The sequence below is a fragment of the Bradyrhizobium sp. 138 genome, from assembly GCF_023074075.1.
Classification (GTDB): Bacteria; Pseudomonadota; Alphaproteobacteria; order Rhizobiales; family Xanthobacteraceae; genus Bradyrhizobium.
In genome coordinates this window covers 170,001-191,952 of sequence record NZ_JADPKT010000003.1, presented here as the reverse complement: position 1 = coordinate 191,952, position 21,952 = coordinate 170,001, and the positions used below count along the sequence as shown (strand labels likewise).

The following is a 21,952-nucleotide window of genomic DNA, read 5'->3' as shown; positions in this document are numbered from 1 at the left end:
ACGTCATAAAATCATCTAGGGAAGGGATTGCCGACATCGCATGACGACGCCGACCGACGATCGATCGCCGAAATTGCCGCGCGGCTGGCTGCGCGCGACAATCGTGTCGGCGATTGCGTTCGCCTTCGTCGGCGCGGCGGCGGGTTTCATCGCGTTCCTGTCGCAATTGCGCGGCGCCGAGATCGCGCCGGGACGCAAGGCTGACGGCATCGTGGTGCTGACCGGCGGCTCCTCGCGGGTCTCGGATGCGATGGAGCTGCTCGCCGCCGGCTACGGCAGGCGGCTGCTGATCTCCGGCGTGCATCCGACCTCCACGGCGAGCGACATCTCCCGGACCTTGCCGGAGAACCAGTCCTTCATGACCTGTTGCGTCGATCTCGACCGCACCGCGCTCTCGACCCGCGGCAATGCCGCGGAGGCGCGGCGCTGGGCCGAGGGGCGCCGCTTCCAGTCGCTGATCGTGGTCACGTCGAACTATCACATGCCGCGCGCGCTGGTGGAGTTTTCGCATGCGATGCCGAAGACGACATTGATCCCGTTCGCGGTGGTCGGCGACAAATGGCGCGAGGAGCCGTGGTGGACCTCGGCGCCCACCTTGCGGCTGCTGTTGTCGGAATATGTCAAGTACATCGCGGCCGAGCTCAGGGTCAGGCTGGAGAATTTCGGGATTGACCTTTCGCCCGAGATGTCGGAGCAGCCTGCAAGCGTGCAGCCGAAGCGGCCCAACACTGCACAGGCCAATTGATCGGCAAATTGATCGGACCACCGATGTTCTTGATTTTCCTGCGCTCGCTGGTGTTCAACGTGCTGTTCTACGCCGTGCTGGTGTGCCTCGCGATCGTGGCGCTGCCGACCTTCGCATTGCCGCCGCGCGCGATGCTGACGGTTGCGAAGTGGTGGGCGAAGGCGACGCTGGTCCTGATGCGCGTGGTCTGCAACATCAAAGTGGAATTCCGGGGGGCGGAGAAGATTCCGCAGGGGCCGCTGGTGATCGTGGCGAAGCATCAGTCGTTCTGGGAGACCTTCGTGCTGCCGGGCTTCTTCGACCGGCCGATCTTCATCCTCAAGCGTCAGCTGATGCAGATTCCGGTGTTCGGTCAGTTCCTGGTCAAGACCGGAATGATCGCGATCGACCGTAATGCCGGCGTGAAGGCGCTGCTCGACATGACGCGCCGCGCGCGTGAGGCGGTGCGCAGCGGCCGGCAATTGGTGATCTTTCCGGAAGGCACGCGCCGCGCGCCGGGGGCGCCGCCCGACTACAAGACCGGCTTTGCGCAGATCTATTCGTCCTGCGGCGTGCCGTGCCTGCCGATCGCGCTCAACTCCGGCCTGTTCTGGCCGCGCCGCACCTTCATGCGCTATCCCGGCACGCTGGTGGTAGAATTCCTCGATCCGTTGCCGCCGGGCCTGCCGAAGGACCAGTTTCTCTCCCGCGTGCAGACGGCGATCGAGGACGCGACGGAGCGCCTCGTCGAAGCGGGCCGGAAAGAGCAGGAGCAGTTGATCGGCACATCGCCGAGCTACGCGCCGACTGGCTAGCGGTTTTCGCGGTCTTCGGTGGGCGCCGGCGCGTGCAGGGAATGTGCATCACCATGCAGCATCAATGCGAGCTGATGCAGCTGCGTGTCGCGAAAGCCTTCAGCCTCGATCGCCTTCACCGTCGCCGTCACATAGTCGCGGTTCGCACCGGACCGGCCGTGGCCCTGGATGACATGGCGGTGCTGCTCTGTAAGCGACAGCCGGCCGGCATATTGGACATGGCCGCGATCGACGACATAAGCGAGAGCGGAGACGCGCTGCCGCGCGTCGTTCTCCAGCCATACCGAGCGCATCACCTCGCGATAGACCGAGGTGACCTGCTCGCGCGCGCGCAGATAAGCGACGACCTCGGCGCGGTTCTTCTCCGCGACGCGGAAGGCGATGCCGCGGCAGGCGCCGCCGCGGTCGAGCCCGAGCACCAGGCCCGGCTTCTCCGGCGTACCGCGATGGACGAAGGAATAGACGCAGAGCGCGCGGTGCTCGCCGACCAGACGGGCCGGGACGCGCTCCTCGAAAGCGAAGCCCGGCCGCCACATCAGCGAGCCGTACCCGAACACCCAGAGGTCGCCGTTGGCCGTGGTGACGGAGGGAAGGGTGATTTCCGACATTTCGGGCACGGCTACCAGAACCGCGCCCCCAAGCGAAGCGAATTCTCCGCCTTTCGTCGCAGGCCGCCCTCGCTTACATTTGCCTGAATCTGAGGTCAAAGGGTCGCCGCATGTCCAATATGACCGTTGCCGCAGGCCGCCGCTCCCGTTGGGGCCTTTTCATCGCACCCGTCCTCGTCCTGATCCTCGCCGTCGCCTGGACCTGCTTCTGGTTCTATGCGGCGTCGCAGGCCGAGATCGCCGCCGACGCCTGGCGCGCGCAGGAGGCCAAGTCCGGCCGCATCTATGATTGCGCCAAGCGCTCGATCGCCGGCTTCCCGTTCCGCTTCGAGGTCCAGTGCTCTGGCGCCAGCGTCGCCCTGGTCTCGCAGAACGCGAGCAAGACGCCGTTCACGGCGAAGCTCGACAACATCCTGGTCCTTGCCCAGGTCTACGATCCCAAGCGCATCATCGCCGAATTCTCCGCGCCCGCGACGCTGATCGACGGCGTCACGCAAAACACCTTCGTGGTGAACTGGAGTAACGGTCGCGCCAGCGTGGCCGGCCTGCCGGCCGTACCGGACCGCGCCTCCCTCGTGTTCGACGATCCCACCCTCAACCGGCTCGACGGCAGCGTGCAGGTGCCGCTTGCGCGTGCCAAGCAGGTCGAGCTGCACGGTCGCCTCGCCGAGGGATCGTCGGCCGATCACCCAGTGATCGAGACCGTGCTCCATGTCGCGCAGGGCAGCATCCAGGGCGTTCATCCCCTGCTCGCCGAGCCGTTCGAGGCCGACACGCGCGCCAAGGTCACGGGCCTCTCCGACCTCACGCCAAAGCCCTGGCCGCAGCGCTTCCGCGAGATCCAGGCCGCCGGCGGTCACATCGAGATCGTGCAGTCGCGGATCCAGCAGGGCGAGATGATCGCGGTTGCGGCCGGCACGCTCGCCCTGTCGGCCAATGGCCGGCTCGACGGTGAATTGCAGATGACGGTGACGGGTCTCGAGCGCGTGATCCCGGCGCTCGGCATCGAGAAGATGCTGGAGGAGGGCGTGCCGCAGGCGACGCTCGACCGCGTCGCGCCCGGCGTGAAGTCGCAGGATCTCAACAACCTCTTCGGCGCGCTCGACCGCGCCGTGCCCGGCCTCGGCAAGGTGATCAAGCAGAACGCCAATGCCGGCGTTGCCGCCGGCATCAATTCGATCGGCACCGAGAGCACGCTGGAAGGCAAGAAGGCGCGCAGCTTCCCGCTGAAGTTCGTCGACGGCGCCGTGCTGCTCGGCCCGGTCAAGGTCGGCCAGATCCCGCCGCTGTATTGAATGATTTGTCGTCATTCCGGGACACGCGAAGCGTGAACCCGGAATCTCGAGATTCCGGGTTCGACGCCGCGCGTCGCCCCGGAATGACGGGAAGTGGGGAGGCTACGGCTTCTTCAGCGCCGCATGCGGCCGGCCGAAATCGGGCGCGGCGGAATCCTGGCCGATCTCGACGATGCCGCGGCGGATGGCGCGGGTGCGGGTGAAGTGGTCGAACAGCGCCTCGCCGTCACCGCGGCGGATGGCGCGGGTGAGCTTGGCGAGATCCTCGGTGAAGGTGCCGAGCATCTCCAGCACGGCCTCCTTGTTGGCGAGGAAGACGTCGCGCCACATCGTCGGGTCGGAGGCGGCAATGCGGGTGAAATCGCGAAAGCCGCCGGCGGAGAACTTGATGACCTCGGATTCCGTCACCTGCGCCAGCTCGTCGGCGGTGCCGACGATGGTGTAGGCGATCAGATGCGGCAGATGGCTGGTGATCGCGAGCACGAGATCGTGATGATCAGGCGTCATGACCTCGACCTTGGCGCCCATCGCCGCCCAGAACGCGCGCAGGCGGTCGGTGGCCGCGGCGTCGACGCCTTCCGGCGGGGTGAGGATGCACCAGCGATTGATGAAGAGCTCGGCGAAACCTGAATCCGGACCCGAATGCTCGGTGCCCGCCACGGGGTGCGCCGGCACGAAATGAACGGTCTTCGGCAGATGCGGCGCCATGTCCTTGACGATCGCGCCCTTGACCGAGCCGACGTCGGAGACAACAGCGCCCGGCTTCAGATGCGCGGCGATCTCCTGCGCCACAGCTCCGCAGGCACCGACGGGAATGCAGAGGATGACGAGATCGGCATCCTTCACTGCTTCCGCATTGGTCGCCACGACCTGGTCGACGATGCCGAGCTCAAGCACGCGCGCGCGCGTCTTCTCCGAGCGCGCGGTGGTGACGATCTCGCCTGCCAGGCCCTGGAGCTTCGCAGCGCGCGCGATCGAGCCGCCGATCAGGCCGAAGCCGATCAGCGCGACACGCTGGAAGTGCGGATCCGCGCTCATTTGCCGGCCATGAAGTCGCGCAAGGCATCGACCACGAGGCGATTGGCCTCCTCGGTGCCGATGGTCATGCGCAGCGAGTGCGGCAGGCCATAGTTCTTCAACGCGCGCAGCACCAGGCCCCGCTTGGTGAGGAAGGCGTCGGCGTCGTCAGCGGTCTTGCCCTTGTCGGTCGGGAAATGGATCAGCACGAAATTGGCGACGCTCGGCGTCACCTTCAGCCCGAGCTTGCCGATTTCCTCGGTCAGCCAGTTGCGCCAGGTCTCGGTGAACTGCTTCGACATCGTCTGGTGCGCGGTGTCCTCGATCGCGGCGACCGCGGCATACATCGCCGGCGTCGACACGTTGAAGGGACCGCGGATGCGGTTGACCGCGTCGATGATGTGCTCGGGCCCGAACATCCAGCCGATGCGCAGCGCGGCGAGGCCGTGGATCTTGGAGAAGGTATGCGTCACCACCGTGTTCTCGGTGGTGGCGACGAGCTCGATGCCCATCTCGTAATCGTTGCGCGAGACGTAATCGCAATAGGCGGCGTCCAGCACCAAGAGCACGTGCGACGGCAGGCCGGCGCGCAGCCGCTTGACCTCGTCGAACGGCACGTAGGTCCCGGTCGGATTGTTGGGGTTTGCAAGCCAGACCAGCTTTGTCTTCGGCGTCACCGCCTTGAGAATGGCGTCGACGTCGCAGGTGAGGTTGGTCTCCTGCGCAACCACGTTCTTCGCACCGACCGCCATGGTCGCGATCGGGTAGACCAGGAAGCCGTGGGTGGTGGAGATCGCCTCGTCGCCCTGGCCGAGATAGGTGTGGGCGAGCAAATTGAGGATCTCGTCCGAGCCGGCGCCGCAGATGATGCGGTTGGGATCAAGCCCGAAAGAGCGGCCGATCGCCTCGCGCAGCACCCGAGAGGTGCCTTCCGGATAATCTTCCAGATGGTTCGCCACGCGCTTGAACGCCTCGATCGCCTTGGGCGAGGGCCCGAACGGCGTCTCGTTGGCCGAGAGCTTGAACACCTTGCGGCCCGGCTCGGCGACCGGGCTCTTGCCGGGCGTGTAGGGCGCAATATCGAGAATGCCGGGATTCGGCACGGGGCGGGACATCTTCAACTCCGAAATGGCGGGGCGTGGCGCGTGGTTTACGATTTCGCCCCGGTCGGGGGCACCGTATAGCGCGTTGCGTGGCTGCCGACGAGGGCCACAGAGCGCACCGAGGCCCCCGCCTCGATCAGGGCAGACTTGATCTTGTCGATGCTGGTCGCGCCCGTGACCGAGACCAGCAGCGCCGCGCCGTCGAAGGCGGTGTCGGGCACCGCCACGATCTCGGCGAGCGGCGACAGGGCGCGCGCGACCTCGGCGTTCCACCCGGAGACGCGGACGCTGAAGGTCTCGACCTCCGTCACCAGGGCGCTGTCGGCGACCCGCGACACCGCGAACACCGGCATCGCCGCCGGATGGTCGGCGCGCTCGACGAAGGGCAGCCGCGCGATGATTTTTGGCGCACCCTCTTGCTCGAGCGAGAGCCACCATGGCGTGCGGCTGGACGTCGCCGAGACCAGCGCCAGATCGCCCTTGGACTTCGCCACCGCTTCGACCGCTGCCTGTGCGCTGAAATGCGCGACGTAGGGCACCGTAAAACCAAAATGGAAGCGCGCGGAATCGCGCATCGCCGGCTCGCTCACCGAGACGTCGGCATGCACCGAGAACGGCGCCTGCACATAAGTGAAGGTCGAGATGATGACGCGCCAGATGCTCTCGACCGTGTCGAGCGGCAGGATGCCGCGATGGCGCTGGACGAGATCACGCATCATGGCGGCCTCGCGCGCCGGCCGGAACGCCGAACCGACCTCCTGGGTCTGCTTCACCTGGATCAGGCGGTCGATGATGTCGCCGCGCTGCATCAGCAGGCGATGCATGCCCTCGTCGATCGCATCGATCTCCTTGCGCAATTCCTGCAATGATGGCGGCGCGGGCGGACGTTGGGACATGTCTGGCTGTCGATCGTTCCGAATGGGGGATGTCCTGATTAGGCAGTCGGGGCGGCGAAAGCAAAGAGAAATGACGTCCTTTTCGGCCCGCGCGACAGAGGCGAATTGGGCCGATCCGGGCCGCGACTTGACGAAAACCGCCCAAGACGGTAGCTTTTGCTCGTTCCGTGGTCATTTGAGCCGGCCGGCTTGCAGCCACGTTAAAAAACTCGCTAAACAGGCCGGGGACGCTTCCGATCCCGGCCGAACCTATCGTTCAGGCCGGGTTTTTCATGGCCTGATGCAAGTGGCGATCACGCGTTTGATCGCAAACGAGGTCGATGGTCAGATGGGCAGCGTCAAGTCGATACCGAGTCCTGCGATCAGCGCCGACGAGCGGTCGCACGAGGTGGATCATCCGAGCTCGCAGGTCGCGCACTTCGGCACCGAGCAGCCGCTGCGGCTCGATTGCGGCGTCGATCTCACCCCGTTCCAGATCGCCTACCAGACCTATGGTGAGCTCAATGCCGAACGCTCCAACGCCGTTCTGATCTGCCATGCACTGACCGGCGATCAGCATGTCGCCAATGTGCATCCCGTCACCGGCAAGCCCGGCTGGTGGGAGACGCTGGTCGGCCCAGGCCGCCCCATCGATCCCAAGCACTACTTCATCATCTGCTCCAATGTGATCGGCGGCTGCATGGGCTCGACCGGGCCGGCGTCGATCAATCCTGCCAGCGGCAAGGTCTGGGGCCTCGATTTCCCTGTCATCACCATCCCCGACATGGTGCGCGCGCAGGCCATGCTGATCGACCGGCTCGGCATCGACACGCTGTTTGCGGTCGTCGGCGGCTCGATGGGCGGCATGCAGGTGCTGCAATGGACTGCGGCCTATCCTGCCCGCGTGTTCTCGGCGCTTGCGATTGCTTGCGCCACGCGGCACTCGGCGCAGAACATCGCCTTCCACGAGCTCGGCCGCCAGGCCGTGATGGCCGATCCCGATTGGCACGGTGGCGGCTATGCCGATCACGGCATCCATCCGCATCGCGGGCTCGCGGTGGCGCGGATGGCGGCGCACATCACCTATCTCTCCGACGCGGCGCTGCATCGCAAGTTCGGCCGGCGCATGCAGGACCGCGAGCTGCCGACCTTCTCGTTCGACGCCGATTTCCAGGTCGAGTCCTATCTGCGCTACCAGGGCTCGTCCTTCGTCGAGCGCTTCGACGCCAACGCCTATCTCTATCTGACGCGCGCGATGGATTATTTCGACATCGCCGCCGACCATGGCGGCGCGCTGGCGAAGGCGTTCGCCGATATCAAGACCCGCTTCTGCGTCGTCTCCTTCACCAGCGACTGGCTGTTTCCGACCTCGGAATCGCGCGCGCTGGTGCACGCCCTGAACGCCTCGAGCGCGCGGGTGTCGTTCGCCGAGATCGAGACCGATCGCGGCCACGACGCCTTCCTGCTCGACGTTCCCGAATTCTTCGACATCTCCCGGGCCTTCCTGCAATCGGCGGGCAAGGCGCGCGGCCTGAAGGGTAGCTAGCATGTCGGTGCAGGAAGTCTTGCCGCTGGGCGGCGTTGCGACCGGGCAGTCCGGTGATTTTCGCGCCGATCATCTCCTGGTCGCCGAGATGGTCAAGCCGGGCTCGAAAGTGCTCGACGTCGGCTGCGGCGAGGGCGATCTGCTTCAGCTGCTGGAGATGCGCGGCATCGACGGCCGCGGCATCGAGCTGTCACGCGAGGGCGTCAACCGCTGCGTGGCCAAGGGTCTCGCGGTGGTGCAGGGTGATGCCGACACCGACCTCGTCAATTATCCCGATGACGCCTTCGATTACGTGATCCTGTCGCAGACGCTGCAGGCGACGCGGCAGCCGAGGGTGGTGCTGGAGAATCTGCTGCGCATCGGCCGCCGCGCCATCGTCTCGTTCCCGAATTTCGGCTTCTGGAAGATGCGGCTCCAGCTCCTGATCGGCGGCCACATGCCGCGCACCGAGAACCTGCCGGCGACCTGGTACGACACCGCCAACATCCATTTCTGCACCATCAAGGATTTCGTGCAGCTCTGCGACGAGATCAACGTCAAGATGGAGCGCTCGGTCGCACTCGATCTCTACGGCCGCCCGGTGCCGCTGAACCTGCCGTGGTGGGTGTGGAACATGTTCGGCGAGCAGGGCGTGTTCTTGCTGAGCCGGGGCGAGGGGAAGTGACGCCGTAGGCGTCATTCCGGGTTCGCTCTTCGTACCGCCCCGGAATAACGGCTAATGCGCTGCTAGCGACCTCGGATCGCGCGCCGGCCAGCGGCCGGCTTCCACCAGCCTCACGAACCGATCCACGCTTTCGTTGAACAGCGCGGGCTCTTCGAGATTGAGCACGTGGCCCGACTTCGGAAACATCGCCAGCCCCGCCGCGGGCAGATGCTTCTTCAGGAAAAGGCTCGGCCCAACGCACGGATCGTCCTCGTCGCCGCAGATGATCAGCGCTGGCGTCGTCGCCTTCTCGATCGCATCCGTCATCGTGTAGATCGAGGGGCGGCCGCCCTGGAAGCCGCGCATCGTGCGCGCCGAGCCCTTGGCGTCGTGCCGCGCCAGCGCGGCGTAGAAATCGGCGTGGCCGCGTGGGTCCTTGACCAGGAAGGGAATCCGGCTCGGCGCCTCGCGCGTGACTTTTGCGACTTCGGCGGAGCCGAGCGTCTCGAACTGCTCGGCATTGGCGCGGCATTGCTTGCGCCAGGCATCGAGGTTCTCGATCTCCGAGCCGGAGCCGACACCGGCCAGCGTCATCGACAGCGCGCGCTGCGGCGCGTTCAATCCGATCTGGAGCGACGAGTAGGCGCCCATCGACAGGCCGACGAGATGCGCGCGCTCGATCTCGAGATGATCGAGCACCGCAAGCGCGTCGCTGTAGAAATGCGTGTAGCTGTAAACCTCGCCTTCAGGCACGTCCGACGGTGTGTAGCCGCGCGCCGAATAGGTGATGCAGCGATGGCCGCGCGAGAAATAGCGCATCTGCGGCTCCCAATTGGTGTAGTCGGCCGCGAATTCGTGCAGGAAGATGATCGGCGTGCCGCTACCCGCTTCTTCGAAATAGAGACGGCACTTGTCCGCCGTGATGGCGTAGGGCATCGGGTTTTCTCCCTGAGGGTGTTGCGGCATTGGAATGCCGTTCTGCAGTTCACGCATGTGAGTTCTAACACCCGTTAACCTGCGCGCAAAATCTTCCGGAGCGCGTCTTGATCTCGCCACATCAGGATTCTGATACGCCAAGCAGATGTCGGCCACCGCACGGGCCGATCGGGAAGTGGGGGTGTCAACGAAGGATGAAGGATGTTTGAGTTGTTTGCGTCTCGCCTGTCGCGTTGTGTTGTCGCGCTGGCGATCTTCTTCGCGGCTTTTGCCGCGTTCGTCTCTCCGGCCTCAGCGCGGCCGCATCATCGTCAAAGCGCAGAGCGGCACGCTTACGTGCACCACGCCAGACATCATCATTATCGCAACCATGCACGCAGCTCGCGCTTCGAGCGCAGCGCGGCGCAGTTGCAGGCGAGCGGATTCGGCAACAGCTTTGCCAGCTATGATCCGAACGCCAATAGTCCAGGCGTTGCCATGAGCGGCACCGGTGATACGATCATTCGCGGCAGCGGTCGAATGGCTGCGAGCGGTAGCCGTCGCATGGCCATGCGCGATGGCGGTGGAATGGCCACGGGCACGAACGGCATGGCCAGTAACGGCATCAGCAGCGGTGGCTTCGGCAGTGGATCGGGTCTCGTCTCGGAGGCACGCCGCTATGTCGGCAGCAATCCGACCGGGCGAGGCAGCCTGTGGTGCGCGCGCTTCATGAACATGGTGCTTCAGCACACCGGCCATCAGGGCACGGGATCCGACATGGCGAGCTCGTTCGCGCGTTACGGCACGCGTGTTTCCGGTCCGCAGGTCGGCGCCATCGCGGTGATGTCGCGCGGCGGCCGTGGCGGCCATGTCGGCATCATCACCGGCATCGACGCGCAGGGCAATCCGATCATGATCTCCGGCAACAACGGCAACCGCGTCCGCGAGGCGCCGGTCTCGCGCGGCAAGATCTATGCGTATGTGATGCCGAATTAATGATGGAGACGTAGGGTGGGTTAGCTGGCGGTCGCGCGAAGCGCGGTCCGCTGCGTAACCCACCTCTTTGGTTTCTATGGAGACAGAAGTGGTGGGTTACGCCCTGCAGATACGCTTCGCGTATCTGCAGGGCTAACCCACCCTACGAAGCTCACAGCAGCTTCGGCTCTTCCACCGCAACCGCATCGCCGATGCCGATCTCGCCACCTTCGATCACTTCGGCATAGATGCCGCAGTCCATGTGGCCGAGCGTGCGCGAGAGCGTGGGCGGGATTTCAAGATCGCGCTTGCCGGTCTCGGGATCGACATTGGTGGCGGGGCAGCGGACGATGCGCTTGACCACCTTTAGCCGGGCCTGCCCGATCGCAAGCGTCTGGCCGACGAGATCGAGCTCCGACCAGGCCGGCCAGCCCTTCACGTAGAGATTGGCGCGAAAGCGCAGCGGATGCACCGCGGTGCCCCCGAGCATGGCCTCGATGGCGCGGACGCTGCCGAGATTGATGATGGAGACGACCTTGCGGGCGACGTCGGAAAAGCTGTGGTCGCGGCCGGACAGAACCTTGGGCGGCCCCTTCAGCTCAGGCTGAAAGTTCTCCGTGAAGTAGCGCTCGATGGCGGCGCGCCCGGCGGCGGTCTCGAGATCGCCGCTGGCGACGGTCTGACCGTTCTTGCGGATGGTCAAGACATTGGTGGCGTCGTCGAACCGGCTGTCGAGCTCGGCCAGCCGCTCATTACGTGCCAGCATCAGAAACTGGATTTTCGGCTTCCATTCGGGCGCCTCGGGGTCGAACCCGCTCGGGCCGTTCTCGATGGCGTAGCGGCGGTCCGCGGGCAGGGTCTGACCGACCCGCAACGGGACGCGCGACAGGCGTTCCGGCGTCAGGCCCTTGATCGGGTAGCGGTAGAGGCCGGTGATCTCGGCAATGTGGCTGGCTGTCATGCTGCTACTTAGGGGATTCGGCCGGCCGGAGCCAAGCCCGCCCACGTGCTTACGAAATTGTTGCGCACGAAATTGTGAAGTCGCCTCTTTCGCATCTGCAACCTGCTTCCCACATTTGCGTCAGGCCGGCGGCAACGTCGGCAATGCGACCGTTACCGGTTGAGAAACGTCAATGCGGTAATTGGAAACCCAATGAAGATGCCGTTTGGGGTGCCTTAGGGGCCCCGAGGGCAGGCCGAGGGATAGAAAAGACATGAATATCGAGAAGTACACCGAACGCTCCAGGGGCTTCGTCCAGTCTGCGCAGTCGCTCGCGATGCGTGAGGGACACCAGCAGTTTTCCACCCTGCACGTGCTGAAGGTCCTGCTGGACGACAATGAGGGCCTGGCTTCCGGCCTGATCGACCGTGCCGGCGGCAATTCCCGTGCAATCCTGAAGGCGACCGAGGACGCCCTGAACAAGGTGCCAAAGGTCTCCGGCGGCGGTGCCGGGCAGATCTATCTGGCGCCCGAGCTCGCCCGCACTTTTGATGCGGCCGAAAAGGCCGGTGAGAAGGCCGGCGATAGCTTCGTCACCGTCGAGCGGCTGCTGCTCGGCCTCACGCTGGAGAAGACCAGCGAGGCCGGTACGATCCTCAATAAGGGCGGCGTCACCCCGCAAAATCTCAACGCGGCGATCGAAGCGTTGCGCAAGGGCCGTACGGCTGACAGCGCGACCGCCGAGAACGCCTATGACGCGCTGAAGAAATATGCCCGCGACCTGACCCAGGCCGCGCGCGACGGCAAGCTCGATCCGGTCATCGGCCGCGACGAGGAGATCCGCCGTACCATCCAGGTGCTCTCGCGCCGAACCAAGAACAACCCCGTCCTGATCGGTGAGCCCGGCGTCGGCAAGACCGCCATCGCCGAAGGCCTCGCACTTCGCATCGTCAACGGCGACGTGCCGGAGAGCCTGAAGGACAAGAAGCTGCTGTCGCTGGACCTCGGCGCGCTGATCGCCGGCGCCAAATATCGCGGTGAGTTCGAGGAACGGCTGAAGGCCGTGCTTCAGGAAGTCACCGGGAGCGAGGGCACCTTCATCCTGTTCATCGACGAGATGCACACGCTGATCGGCGCCGGCAAGGGCGACGGCGCGATGGATGCCTCCAATTTGCTCAAGCCGGCGCTCGCCCGCGGTGAGCTGCACTGCATCGGCGCGACCACGCTTGACGAGTATCAGAAGCACGTCGAGAAGGATGCCGCGCTGGCCCGGCGCTTCCAGCCGATCTTCGTCAGCGAGCCCTCGGTCGAGGACACCATCTCGATCCTGCGCGGGCTGAAGGACAAGTACGAGCAACACCATGGCGTGCGGATCACCGATTCCGCGCTTGTTGCCGCGACGACGCTGTCCAACCGCTACATCACCGACCGCTTCCTGCCCGACAAGGCGATCGACCTGATGGACGAGGCTGCGGCGCGGCTGAAGATGCAGGTCGATTCCAAGCCGGAAGAGCTGGATTCGCTCGACCGCGAGATCATCCGGCTCAAGATCGAGCAGGAGGCGCTGAAGAAGGAAAGCGATCCCGGCTCCAAGTCCCGGCTCCAGACGCTGGAGAAGGACCTTGCCGAGCTCGAGGAGAAGTCGGCGGCGCTGACGGCGCGCTGGAGCGCGGAGAAGAACAAGCTCTCCGATGCCCAGAAGCTAAAGGCCGAGCTCGATGGCTTGCGTGTCGAGCTTGCCAATGCGCAGCGGCGCGGCGAATTCCAGAAGGCCGGCGAGCTGGCCTACGGCCGGATCCCGGAGCTCGAGAAGCAGCTTGCGGATATCGAGGCGCGCGAAAGCTCCGGCGAGATGATGGAGGAGGCGGTCACCGCCAACCATATCGCGCAGGTGGTCTCGCGTTGGACCGGTGTGCCCGTCGACAAGATGCTGGAGGGCGAGAAGGAGAAGCTCCTGAAGATGGAGGAGCAGCTCGGCAAGCGGGTCATCGGCCAGGCTGAGGCCGTGCGTGCGGTCGCAACCGCCGTGCGCCGCTCGCGTGCAGGCCTGCAGGACCCGAACCGCCCCACCGGCTCGTTCATGTTCTTAGGGCCCACCGGCGTCGGCAAGACCGAGCTGACCAAGGCGCTCGCCGAGTATCTGTTCAACGACGAGACCGCGATGGTCCGCCTCGACATGTCCGAATACATGGAGAAGCACTCGGTCTCGCGGCTGATCGGCGCGCCACCGGGCTATGTCGGCTATGACGAGGGCGGTGCGCTCACCGAAGCGGTGCGGCGCCGGCCCTACCAGGTGGTGCTGTTCGACGAGATCGAGAAGGCGCATCCAGACGTCTTCAACGTCCTGTTGCAGGTGCTCGACGACGGTCGCCTGACCGACGGCCAGGGCCGCACCGTCGACTTCCGTAACACGCTGATCATCATGACCTCGAATCTCGGTTCGGAGTTTTTGGTCAACCAGCCGGAGGGCGAGGACACCTCGGCCGTGCGCGAGCAGGTGATGGGAATGGTGCGCGGGCATTTCCGCCCCGAATTCCTCAACCGCGTCGACGAGATCATCCTGTTCCACCGCCTGCAGCGGAGCGAGATGGGCCGGATCGTCGAGATCCAGTTCGCACGGCTGCAGAAGCTCCTGACCGATCGCAAGATCGTGCTGAGCCTCGATGCCGCCGGCCGCGACTGGCTCGCCGCCAAGGGCTGGGATCCCGCCTATGGCGCAAGGCCCCTGAAGCGCGTGATCCAGCGCTATCTCCAGGATCCGCTCGCCGAGATGATCCTGGCCGGCGACGTCAGGGACGGCGACAGCGTCGCGATCTCGTCGGAAGGCAATGTGCTGACCTTCAACGGAAAGGCGCCGCAGACGGCGGAGATTGCCCCGTTCGAGGCGCCGGTGCCGAAGCGGAAGCTGAACTGAAGACCATCCTTCGAAGCCCGAAACGACAGGCCGCCCCGGAGAGGTCACTCTCCGGGGCGATTTGTTGTGTCGATTGGCTAGCTGACTGCGGATGCGGAGCCAGGATCGGCCGGGCCTTGCTCGTCGTCATCCTGCTCGAGCTCCGACAGAATATCGACCAGTTCGCGCACGCGGCCTTGCGCCAGCGGGCGGAGGTCGTTGATCATCGGCTCGTCATTGGCGAGCCAGGCTTGGGCCTCAGTGAGCTCCTCGACGGTCGCGCCGGTCCCAATGATCTGGGCAATGGTGACGTCGTCGGCCCGGTCCACGGCCTTGATGACGTCGTCGCGTGAGAGGCGCGTCATGGGCGATCCTCCTGCTGATCGATGTCCGTCAGCGTCTAACCGGGAACCCGCGTGTGGGTTCCGCGGTCTGGGCCGGTCTGGCGGAGGTTACTTTTTCGAGACCTTGTAAATCGCGTTCTCCACGTCTGACGAGAAGTAGATCACGCCGGAGGCGCCGACCGCGACGCCGGTCGGAATATGCGTTGGCAATCCTCCGGGTGCGCCCACGAGGCCGATCGGGAGATTGGCCGCGATCTCGGTGACCTTGCCGCTCTCCGGTTCGATCTCGATCAGCCGCTTCGCGCCGACTTCCGCCACGATCAGTTGGCCGTCGCTGCCGCGCGCGATGCCTTCCGGCATTTTCAGCTCCTTGGCGACCACGGTCTTTTCGCCGTTGCTGTCGATCCGCGACACGGTGCCCGCAAAGGCTTCGGTGACGTAGACCTCGTCAGCCTTCCCGCCGACGAGCCCGACCGGTCCCTCGAGGTCGCCGATCAGCATAGTGCGGTCCTTGCCGTGCTCGCCACTCACCTTGACCAGTGACTTGGTGCCGAGCTCGGCCACCAAAATGCTGCCGTCCGTGAGCACGATGGCATCGTGCGGCGCCTTGAAGCCGTGCAGCATGTCGCGCGTTGCGCCGGTCTTGCCGTCGATCACCTGCACCGTGCCGGTGAACCAGCTCGACAGCACCACATCGTTGCCCCGCGCCGTCGCGCTCATCGGATATTCGAGCGTGGTGCCGGCGGCGTGCATGCGCGCCTTCTCGGTGACCTCGCCGGTTGCGGCGTCCACCGTGCGATAGGCGAACACGTCGGCAACATGGATCGTATCCTTGCCGTTCTCGCTAGTGACGCCGATGCCGCCGGGCAGCGCGAGCTTGCCGATGATGATTTGCTTGGCCTGGCCGGTCGCGGCATCGACCTCCTGAATGCCGTTGTCGGCCATGTTGGAGACGTAGATCCGGTCCTTGTCGTCGATCGCGAGATTGTCCAGCGACGGCTTCAACTGCGCGACCGTGGTCTTGGTACCCGATTTGGGATCGACCCGGACGAGCTGGCCAAGCGCGGTGTCGACCACGAAGAGATTGCCCTTGGAATCGAAGTTCACCGCGGCCGGGACCTTGAAGCCGTCGGCGACGACGGTCAGCTCGGCTTTGTCGACGTCGACTTTTGCGACCTGGCCCTTGAACCAGAGCGGACCGTAGAGCTTGTCGTCGGGACCGAACTCGAAGCCGTTGAGGCCGCCCATCTTCTCCATGATCTGGCGCGGCGGTTTGACACCCTCGACGTCGATCTCATAGAGCGTGTCGCCGAGGAAAACGGTGGTGGCGTAGAGTCTGCCGTCCTTGCGGAAGGCGAGCGAGTTGATGCCCGGAAGACCGCTCGCGAGCTTCTTGATCGGGCCATCGCCCTTGCGCGCATAGAGATCGCCGGCCAAAAATCCCGTCCAGGCCATGGTGCCATCGGGCGCGAACGCGATGTCGTCGGCCATTCCGATCGGAGCGGGAATTGCAACCTTGGCGGTACCGCCTGATATGTCCACCTCATAGAGCGCCGCGCCGGCGACGCTGCCGGCGAACAGATGGCCGGCCTTGTCGATGCCGAGCCCGTGCACGCCATGGAACGCCGAGCCCGGAACGAGCTTCGTCACCTCCCAGCCGTCGGCTGATGCGTTCGTGGTGGCCAGAAGCGCAGCGACGAAGGCTGCGCAGGCGAGCCTGTTCTTCATGGCGAGACCTCCCGTTTTTTGGAAAGTATTCGCCCCTCAGGCCGCTTTGGCAAACGAAACTTGAAATTGTGACGCCGCGAGGTGGCCTCGCGCGGTCAACGTGAACTCGGATGGTGTTGGCAGATGTCCGGCCGCCGGTTTCTACTACCGGTTGGTGACCTGCAGCGGGCCGCCGGTTGCATCCGACATGCGGGCGATGGCGCCGCCACGGCCGCTCATCATGCCCTCGAGCCGGTCACGCTCCTTCTCGAAGCCTGCGAGCATCGGGCCTTCGAGCGAGCGGCCGCGCGGCAGCTTCACGCGCATCGGGTCGACGAAGCGGCCGTTGACCAGGATCTCGTAGTGGACGTGCGGTCCGGTCGACTGGCCCGTCGAACCGACGAAGCCGATCACCTGGCCCTGACGCACCTTCTTGCCCGCCTCCATGCCCTTGGCAAAGGCCGACATGTGACCGTAAGCGGTCTCGTAGCCGTTGGAATGCTTGATGCGGATGTATTTGCCATAGCCGCCCTCGGGGCCGGCCTTCTCGATCAGGCCGTTGCCGGAGGCGAAGATCGGCGTGCCGTAGGCGGTGGCCCAGTCGACGCCGGTGTGCATCTTCACATAGCCGAGGATCGGGTGGCGGCGGCCGCCGAAGCCGGAGCGCATGATGGCGTTGTTGACGGGCTTTCTGACCAGGAACTTCTTCGCGCTCTTGCCGGTCTCGTCATAGTAGTCGACGACGCCGTCGTCGGGGCTCTGGTAGCGGTAGTATTTCTTGGTCTCGCCGCCGACGGTGAGGGAGGCGAACAGCACGTCGTTCTTTTCGCTCGAGGTCACGCCCTCGTCCTCGCCGGCGTAGAACACGTCGAAGGAATCGCCCGGCTGCACCTTGCGCTGGAAATCGACGTCGTAGGAGTAGATCTTGATCATGTCCTCGATGACCGGCATCGGCACCTTGTTGCGCATCGCGGTCTCGTAGATGCTCTGGTACAGCCGCACGCCGGAGCCGTCATCGTCGTCATCGTCGTCGCTGTTGGCGCTGGCCGCTGCATCGGCGACGGTGTTCATGCTGGAAACGTCGACCGCGACGTATTTGCCGAGATCGGACAGCGCTGCGATCGCCTCGACCATGGTCTCGTTGGCGACGATGACACGGTAGGGCTGGAGGCGGGCGCCGGGGCTCGCAGGCGCCATCAGGATGCGGAGCTTCTCGCCTTCCTTGAGGCCGCCGTCGCGGCCACGCGGGCCGAGTGTCGCGGTGATCGCCTTGATCTCGTCGGCGTTGGCGCCAAGATCGCGCAGCACGCCGGCGACGCTGTCGCCCTTCTTGACCAGATGGACGCGTTCGCCGTTGGGATTGCCGCCGGTGATCTGCTCCTTGGTCTTGGGCAGCAGCGTGACGTTCTCCGGCACCACGCGCGTCTCGAAGCCGGCATAGGGATCGGACGGCGAGGCCTCGGCGGCGTAGGCCGTTCTGATGTCGGAGGGGCCGGTCGCGCCGGAGATGTCCGCGGCGGCATTGGCGAGCGAGGCGTAGCGCACCCCGCCATTGCCGCGCCAATTGGCGGCATCGCGCACCCGCATCAGGATGTCGTCGAGCGCCACCACGGCGGAAATCTTGGCCTTCGGCAGCACCGCCGACAGGTCCTTGGTGACGAAGGAGACTTCCGCGTCGGGTTCGACCGCTTCCGGATTGTTGGGGTCTTCCGCTGCCGCCTTTGGATCGGAGCCGACATCGGTGAGCAGGCGCTGGGCGTTGAAGGGCGGAATCTTCGCCGACAGATCGCTCGTCGTCATCGACAGATTGCCGGCGATCCGCACGAAGGGACGCACCCGCATCACGTCGCGGTTGCCGACGCGGGCGACCGTGGAGACGCGCACGATGTTGCGGGACGCGGTGGATTCGTTCGGCGGCGGCAGGCGGTCGCTCTTGTGCAGCGTGGCGGCGCGATCGGCGGCGCCGAATGCGCCGCGCAGCGCGCCTTCGACCCGCTCCGGCACCTTGGCGAAGGTCATCTCGCCGTCGAGAGATGCGAAAACGGCGCCGCCGATCAGGGCTGCGCCGCAGAGTCCGGTCAAGATTGTCCCGCTGAACCATTGCACCGAGACGCGGCGACGGTCGATCACGGCGGCTTCCGAACCGTCGACGGACAGCGGCGGCTCGTGGCCGAGATCGATGATCCCGGTCTCACGCCCGTAAACGCCGCGTGACGTCCTGTGGTTCACTCAAGTCCCCCAATCAACGACCCAAGAAGCCCGGTCCGAACCTTGTCCGTGTCGCCCTCTTGAAGGGGCATCGCCGGAAAAAGGCAAGCCGCACAGGCGCCCGCGCTCAGAAGGCCCCGCGAGGGGACCGGCCGAAATTACGAACAGCTGGACGGGTAAAGCTCTCTCGATGTCTCTCGAATGTCCGGGGAAGGTCGCGTCATCTGCAAGATCGCCTTCCTCGGACCCCATGAAAACCGCCGGCAGCCCCCACTGGCACCCCCGCGATTCAAGCTTGTCTCTTATCAGAACGCCGCGGGATTGTGGCTCAAGTACGGCGCCTGTCATGGAAAAAGTTTCCTGAACGGCTGGCCCTAAACGGCTCCGTTCGACGGGTGGACCGCAGCTTGGCCCGACCTCTCCATCCGGCTTGGGATATCTGGCCGGGGATCCCTCGGGCTGGGCCGGGGCGTTCCCGGCTGGGTGAAGCGGGGCCGCGCAGAAGGGATAAGGGGGAGGGCCGGGAGGGGGCTTAAGGCGCCCTCCGGAGCCCGTCGGTGGGCAAACTTTTTTTCAGATTTTTTGCCGTCCCGTCCCGTTCGCCACGATCCGTGCCTCGCTAATAGATTGGAAACACTAGAATTTTTCACGTGGTCCACTGTGCGACGATTTGTTGACGATTGGCGTTGACAGCCCGGAAGGTGGGGCCTATAACCCCAACCACTGAGCGCGGCGCCGCCGGGTCACTGACCAAGGCGAGCGAACGCGCCACTGATGCTCCTCACCTTGTTGAGTGACACAACAGTCGGCGCAAGTCGATTGGAGTTCATTCATCGTCGGTAAGGGTGTCGGAACCCTTCCTCCTAGGGAAGGTTGAGGCCTCTCCGGTCTCGGGCTGTTTGACAAGTGAAGATGAAGAAAGAGAAACGTGGACGGCGGAGTCCTTGCGGGTCTCGCTTCTGAAAAGCTTCGGCTTTTCTGATCGAGGCCGGACGAAAGACTTCGGCGGTACACGTTTTAAAGGAAACACCATCGTTGCCAGCGATGTGAATCGCAGGCAGCTCGGCGACTTCGGTCGTCGGAAAAATGGTGGGACCTCGTCAAACGTTGTGATCAGCCGGTTCAAAGTTCAAGTCCAACTTGAGAGTTTGATCCTGGCTCAGAGCGAACGCTGGCGGCAGGCTTAACACATGCAAGTCGAGCGGGCGTAGCAATACGTCAGCGGCAGACGGGTGAGTAACGCGTGGGAACGTACCTTTTGGTTCGGAACAACACAGGGAAACTTGTGCTAATACCGGATAAGCCCTTACGGGGAAAGATTTATCGCCGAAAGATCGGCCCGCGTCTGATTAGCTAGTTGGTGAGGTAATGGCTCACCAAGGCGACGATCAGTAGCTGGTCTGAGAGGATGATCAGCCACATTGGGACTGAGACACGGCCCAAACTCCTACGGGAGGCAGCAGTGGGGAATATTGGACAATGGGGGCAACCCTGATCCAGCCATGCCGCGTGAGTGATGAAGGCCCTAGGGTTGTAAAGCTCTTTTGTGCGGGAAGATAATGACGGTACCGCAAGAATAAGCCCCGGCTAACTTCGTGCCAGCAGCCGCGGTAATACGAAGGGGGCTAGCGTTGCTCGGAATCACTGGGCGTAAAGGGTGCGTAGGCGGGTCTTTAAGTCAGGGGTGAAATCCTGGAGCTCAACTCCAGAACTGCCTTTGATACTGAAGATCTTGAGTTCGGGAGAGGTGAGTGGAACTGCGAGTGTAGAGGTGAAATTCGTAGATATTCGCAAGAACACCAGTGGCGAAGGCGGCTCACTGGCCCGATACTGACGCTGAGGCACGAAAGCGTGGGGAGCAAACAGGATTAGATACCCTGGTAGTCCACGCCGTAAACGATGAATGCCAGCCGTTAGTGGGTTTACTCACTAGTGGCGCAGCTAACGCTTTAAGCATTCCGCCTGGGGAGTACGGTCGCAAGATTAAAACTCAAAGGAATTGACGGGGGCCCGCACAAGCGGTGGAGCATGTGGTTTAATTCGACGCAACGCGCAGAACCTTACCAGCCCTTGACATGTCCAGGACCGGTCGCAGAGATGTGACCCTCTCTTCGGAGCCTGGAACACAGGTGCTGCATGGCTGTCGTCAGCTCGTGTCGTGAGATGTTGGGTTAAGTCCCGCAACGAGCGCAACCCCCGTCCTTAGTTGCTACCATTTAGTTGAGCACTCTAAGGAGACTGCCGGTGATAAGCCGCGAGGAAGGTGGGGATGACGTCAAGTCCTCATGGCCCTTACGGGCTGGGCTACACACGTGCTACAATGGCGGTGACAATGGGATGCTAAGGGGTGACCCTTCGCAAATCTCAAAAAGCCGTCTCAGTTCGGATTGGGCTCTGCAACTCGAGCCCATGAAGTTGGAATCGCTAGTAATCGTGGATCAGCACGCCACGGTGAATACGTTCCCGGGCCTTGTACACACCGCCCGTCACACCATGGGAGTTGGTTTTACCTGAAGACGGTGCGCTAACCCGCAAGGGAGGCAGCCGGCCACGGTAGGGTCAGCGACTGGGGTGAAGTCGTAACAAGGTAGCCGTAGGGGAACCTGCGGCTGGATCACCTCCTTTCTAAGGATGGTTCTTCAGAAGCTTGCTTCTATCGAACCGTTTTAGAAACATCAGTGGCCAACAGATCGCCAGATCGTTGAGCTGCATTGGCGGGATTTCGCCGTCTACGTTTCTCTTTCTTCGCGGACGAACACGCGCTGGGGCTGCTAGCTTGCAGAATCCCTGGTCCTTAACAGGATATGCGTTAGGGGCTTGTAGCTCAGTTGGTTAGAGCGCGCGCTTGATAAGCGTGAGGTCGGAAGTTCAAGTCTTCCCAGGCCCACCAGCCTTCGCGCTTCGCTGCTTCGGCTAGGCAAGCCCTTCGAGAAGAAGGCTGCCACGCCGTAGCCTTGGCGAAGGCGGGCTATCAAACGAGCATTCGTCTTCTGGTTACGGGGCCATAGCTCAGCTGGGAGAGCGCGTGCTTTGCAAGCATGAGGTCGTCGGTTCGATCCCGTCTGGCTCCACCAGATGGTTTGATCACCGAGATCTTGTACCGTCGTCCGCGAAACATCACTTCGCACTTACTAGTCTGGATAGACAGTAAGCTGCGTGATTTCTGACATCGTAAAGAGGAGATCGATCCGAGTTGGATCGTGCGGCAAGCAATTGCCACGCGAGACTTCATTATCTCCGGATCATTTCGGCGCTCGTGCGTCTTTCGAAGGTAGCTCACAAGGCTGCGTTCGAGCGACAAGCGAGTTGTAAATGATCCTTTTAGCGAAGCTTGACCGCCTCGC

At 64.0% G+C, this 21,952-nt stretch carries 16 protein-coding genes, 2 tRNA genes, 1 rRNA gene and 1 riboswitch; of the genes, 10 read left to right on the top strand and 9 right to left on the bottom strand.

What is annotated here, in order from left to right:
* The first annotated feature begins 40 nt into the window (after positions 1–40).
* Complete coding sequence (locus IVA79_RS01910; protein ID WP_247549946.1) at positions 41–745, top strand: YdcF family protein; 705 nt, start codon at positions 41–43, stop codon at positions 743–745.
* A 23-nt stretch (positions 746–768) separates the two neighbouring features.
* Complete coding sequence (locus IVA79_RS01905; RefSeq protein ID WP_247549944.1) at positions 769–1,539, top strand: lysophospholipid acyltransferase family protein; 771 nt, start codon at positions 769–771, stop codon at positions 1,537–1,539.
* Here the strand turns inward: IVA79_RS01905 and IVA79_RS01900 are convergent.
* Entirely contained in the window at positions 1,536–2,147 is a 612-nt protein-coding gene (locus tag IVA79_RS01900; RefSeq protein WP_247549941.1) for a gamma-glutamylcyclotransferase, read from the bottom strand. The two genes, IVA79_RS01905 and IVA79_RS01900, sit on opposite strands and share 4 nt — an antisense overlap.
* 110 nt (positions 2,148–2,257) lie before the next feature.
* Here IVA79_RS01900 and IVA79_RS01895 point away from each other — a divergent pair, with 110 nt between their 5' ends.
* A complete protein-coding gene (locus tag IVA79_RS01895) occupies positions 2,258–3,442 on the top strand; it encodes a DUF2125 domain-containing protein (protein ID WP_247549939.1) in 1,185 nt (394 codons plus the stop codon).
* Between the two features lie 102 nt (positions 3,443–3,544).
* Here IVA79_RS01895 and IVA79_RS01890 read toward each other — a convergent pair whose 3' ends face one another.
* The 3 genes from IVA79_RS01890 to IVA79_RS01880 are packed head-to-tail and all read right to left on the bottom strand — an operon-like array spanning position 3,545 to position 6,458.
* Entirely contained in the window at positions 3,545–4,480 is a 936-nt protein-coding gene (locus IVA79_RS01890) for a prephenate/arogenate dehydrogenase family protein (RefSeq protein WP_247549938.1), read from the bottom strand.
* Positions 4,477–5,574 carry a histidinol-phosphate transaminase gene (gene hisC / locus IVA79_RS01885; protein WP_247549936.1) on the bottom strand — a complete coding sequence of 366 codons (1,098 nt, stop codon included), beginning with the start codon at positions 5,572–5,574 and terminating at the stop codon, positions 4,477–4,479. Before hisC ends, IVA79_RS01890 begins: the two co-directional genes overlap by 4 nt.
* A gap of 35 nt (positions 5,575–5,609) precedes the next feature.
* Positions 5,610–6,458, bottom strand: a complete 849-nt coding sequence (locus IVA79_RS01880) for a chorismate mutase (RefSeq protein WP_247549935.1) — start codon at positions 6,456–6,458, stop codon at positions 5,610–5,612.
* A gap of 157 nt (positions 6,459–6,615) precedes the next feature.
* Positions 6,616–6,695: riboswitch (SAM riboswitch) on the top strand.
* A gap of 91 nt (positions 6,696–6,786) precedes the next feature.
* Between IVA79_RS01880 and IVA79_RS01875 the strand changes: the two genes are divergently transcribed.
* Positions 6,787–7,983, top strand: coding sequence for a homoserine O-acetyltransferase (locus IVA79_RS01875; RefSeq protein ID WP_247550540.1), 1,197 nt, complete (start codon positions 6,787–6,789; stop codon positions 7,981–7,983).
* A 1-nt stretch (position 7,984) separates the two neighbouring features.
* Positions 7,985–8,647, top strand: coding sequence for a methionine biosynthesis protein MetW (metW, locus tag IVA79_RS01870; protein WP_247549933.1), 663 nt, complete (start codon positions 7,985–7,987; stop codon positions 8,645–8,647).
* A gap of 51 nt (positions 8,648–8,698) precedes the next feature.
* Here metW and IVA79_RS01865 read toward each other — a convergent pair whose 3' ends face one another.
* Complete coding sequence (locus tag IVA79_RS01865) at positions 8,699–9,562, bottom strand: alpha/beta hydrolase (protein WP_247549931.1); 864 nt, start codon at positions 9,560–9,562, stop codon at positions 8,699–8,701.
* A 201-nt stretch (positions 9,563–9,763) separates the two neighbouring features.
* On the opposite strand from IVA79_RS01865, the gene IVA79_RS01860 reads away from it, so the two are divergent.
* Positions 9,764–10,537, top strand: coding sequence for a TIGR02594 family protein (locus IVA79_RS01860; RefSeq protein WP_247549929.1), 774 nt, complete (start codon positions 9,764–9,766; stop codon positions 10,535–10,537).
* Between the two features lie 151 nt (positions 10,538–10,688).
* Here the strand turns inward: IVA79_RS01860 and IVA79_RS01855 are convergent, their stop codons facing one another.
* Positions 10,689–11,477 (bottom strand): MOSC domain-containing protein, encoded by a 789-nt coding sequence (locus IVA79_RS01855; protein ID WP_247549927.1) that lies wholly within the window; start codon positions 11,475–11,477, stop codon positions 10,689–10,691.
* A 253-nt stretch (positions 11,478–11,730) separates the two neighbouring features.
* On the opposite strand from IVA79_RS01855, the gene clpB reads away from it, so the two are divergent.
* The gene (gene clpB, locus IVA79_RS01850) at positions 11,731–14,370 is read left to right on the top strand and encodes an ATP-dependent chaperone ClpB (protein ID WP_247549925.1); all 2,640 of its coding nucleotides are present in this window, start codon (positions 11,731–11,733) and stop codon (positions 14,368–14,370) included.
* A gap of 77 nt (positions 14,371–14,447) precedes the next feature.
* On the opposite strand, the gene IVA79_RS01845 is transcribed toward clpB, so the two are convergent.
* From IVA79_RS01845 to IVA79_RS01835, 3 genes are all read right to left on the bottom strand, one after another.
* Positions 14,448–14,714, bottom strand: coding sequence for a hypothetical protein (locus IVA79_RS01845; RefSeq protein ID WP_247549923.1), 267 nt, complete (start codon positions 14,712–14,714; stop codon positions 14,448–14,450).
* An 87-nt stretch (positions 14,715–14,801) separates the two neighbouring features.
* A complete protein-coding gene (locus IVA79_RS01840; protein WP_247549921.1) occupies positions 14,802–16,421 on the bottom strand; it encodes a hypothetical protein in 1,620 nt (539 codons plus the stop codon).
* A 144-nt stretch (positions 16,422–16,565) separates the two neighbouring features.
* Positions 16,566–18,629, bottom strand: coding sequence for a M23 family metallopeptidase (locus IVA79_RS01835; RefSeq protein WP_247549919.1), 2,064 nt, complete (start codon positions 18,627–18,629; stop codon positions 16,566–16,568).
* A gap of 1,115 nt (positions 18,630–19,744) precedes the next feature.
* Between IVA79_RS01835 and IVA79_RS01830 the strand changes: the two genes are divergently transcribed.
* The 3 genes from IVA79_RS01830 (at position 19,745) to IVA79_RS01820 (ending at position 21,682) form a co-directional block, all read left to right on the top strand.
* Positions 19,745–21,233: ribosomal RNA gene (locus IVA79_RS01830) — 16S ribosomal RNA — on the top strand.
* Between the two features lie 188 nt (positions 21,234–21,421).
* Positions 21,422–21,498, top strand: a tRNA-Ile gene (locus IVA79_RS01825).
* 108 nt (positions 21,499–21,606) lie between these two features.
* Positions 21,607–21,682: transfer RNA gene (locus IVA79_RS01820), tRNA-Ala, on the top strand.
* Positions 21,683–21,952 lie beyond the last annotated feature (270 nt).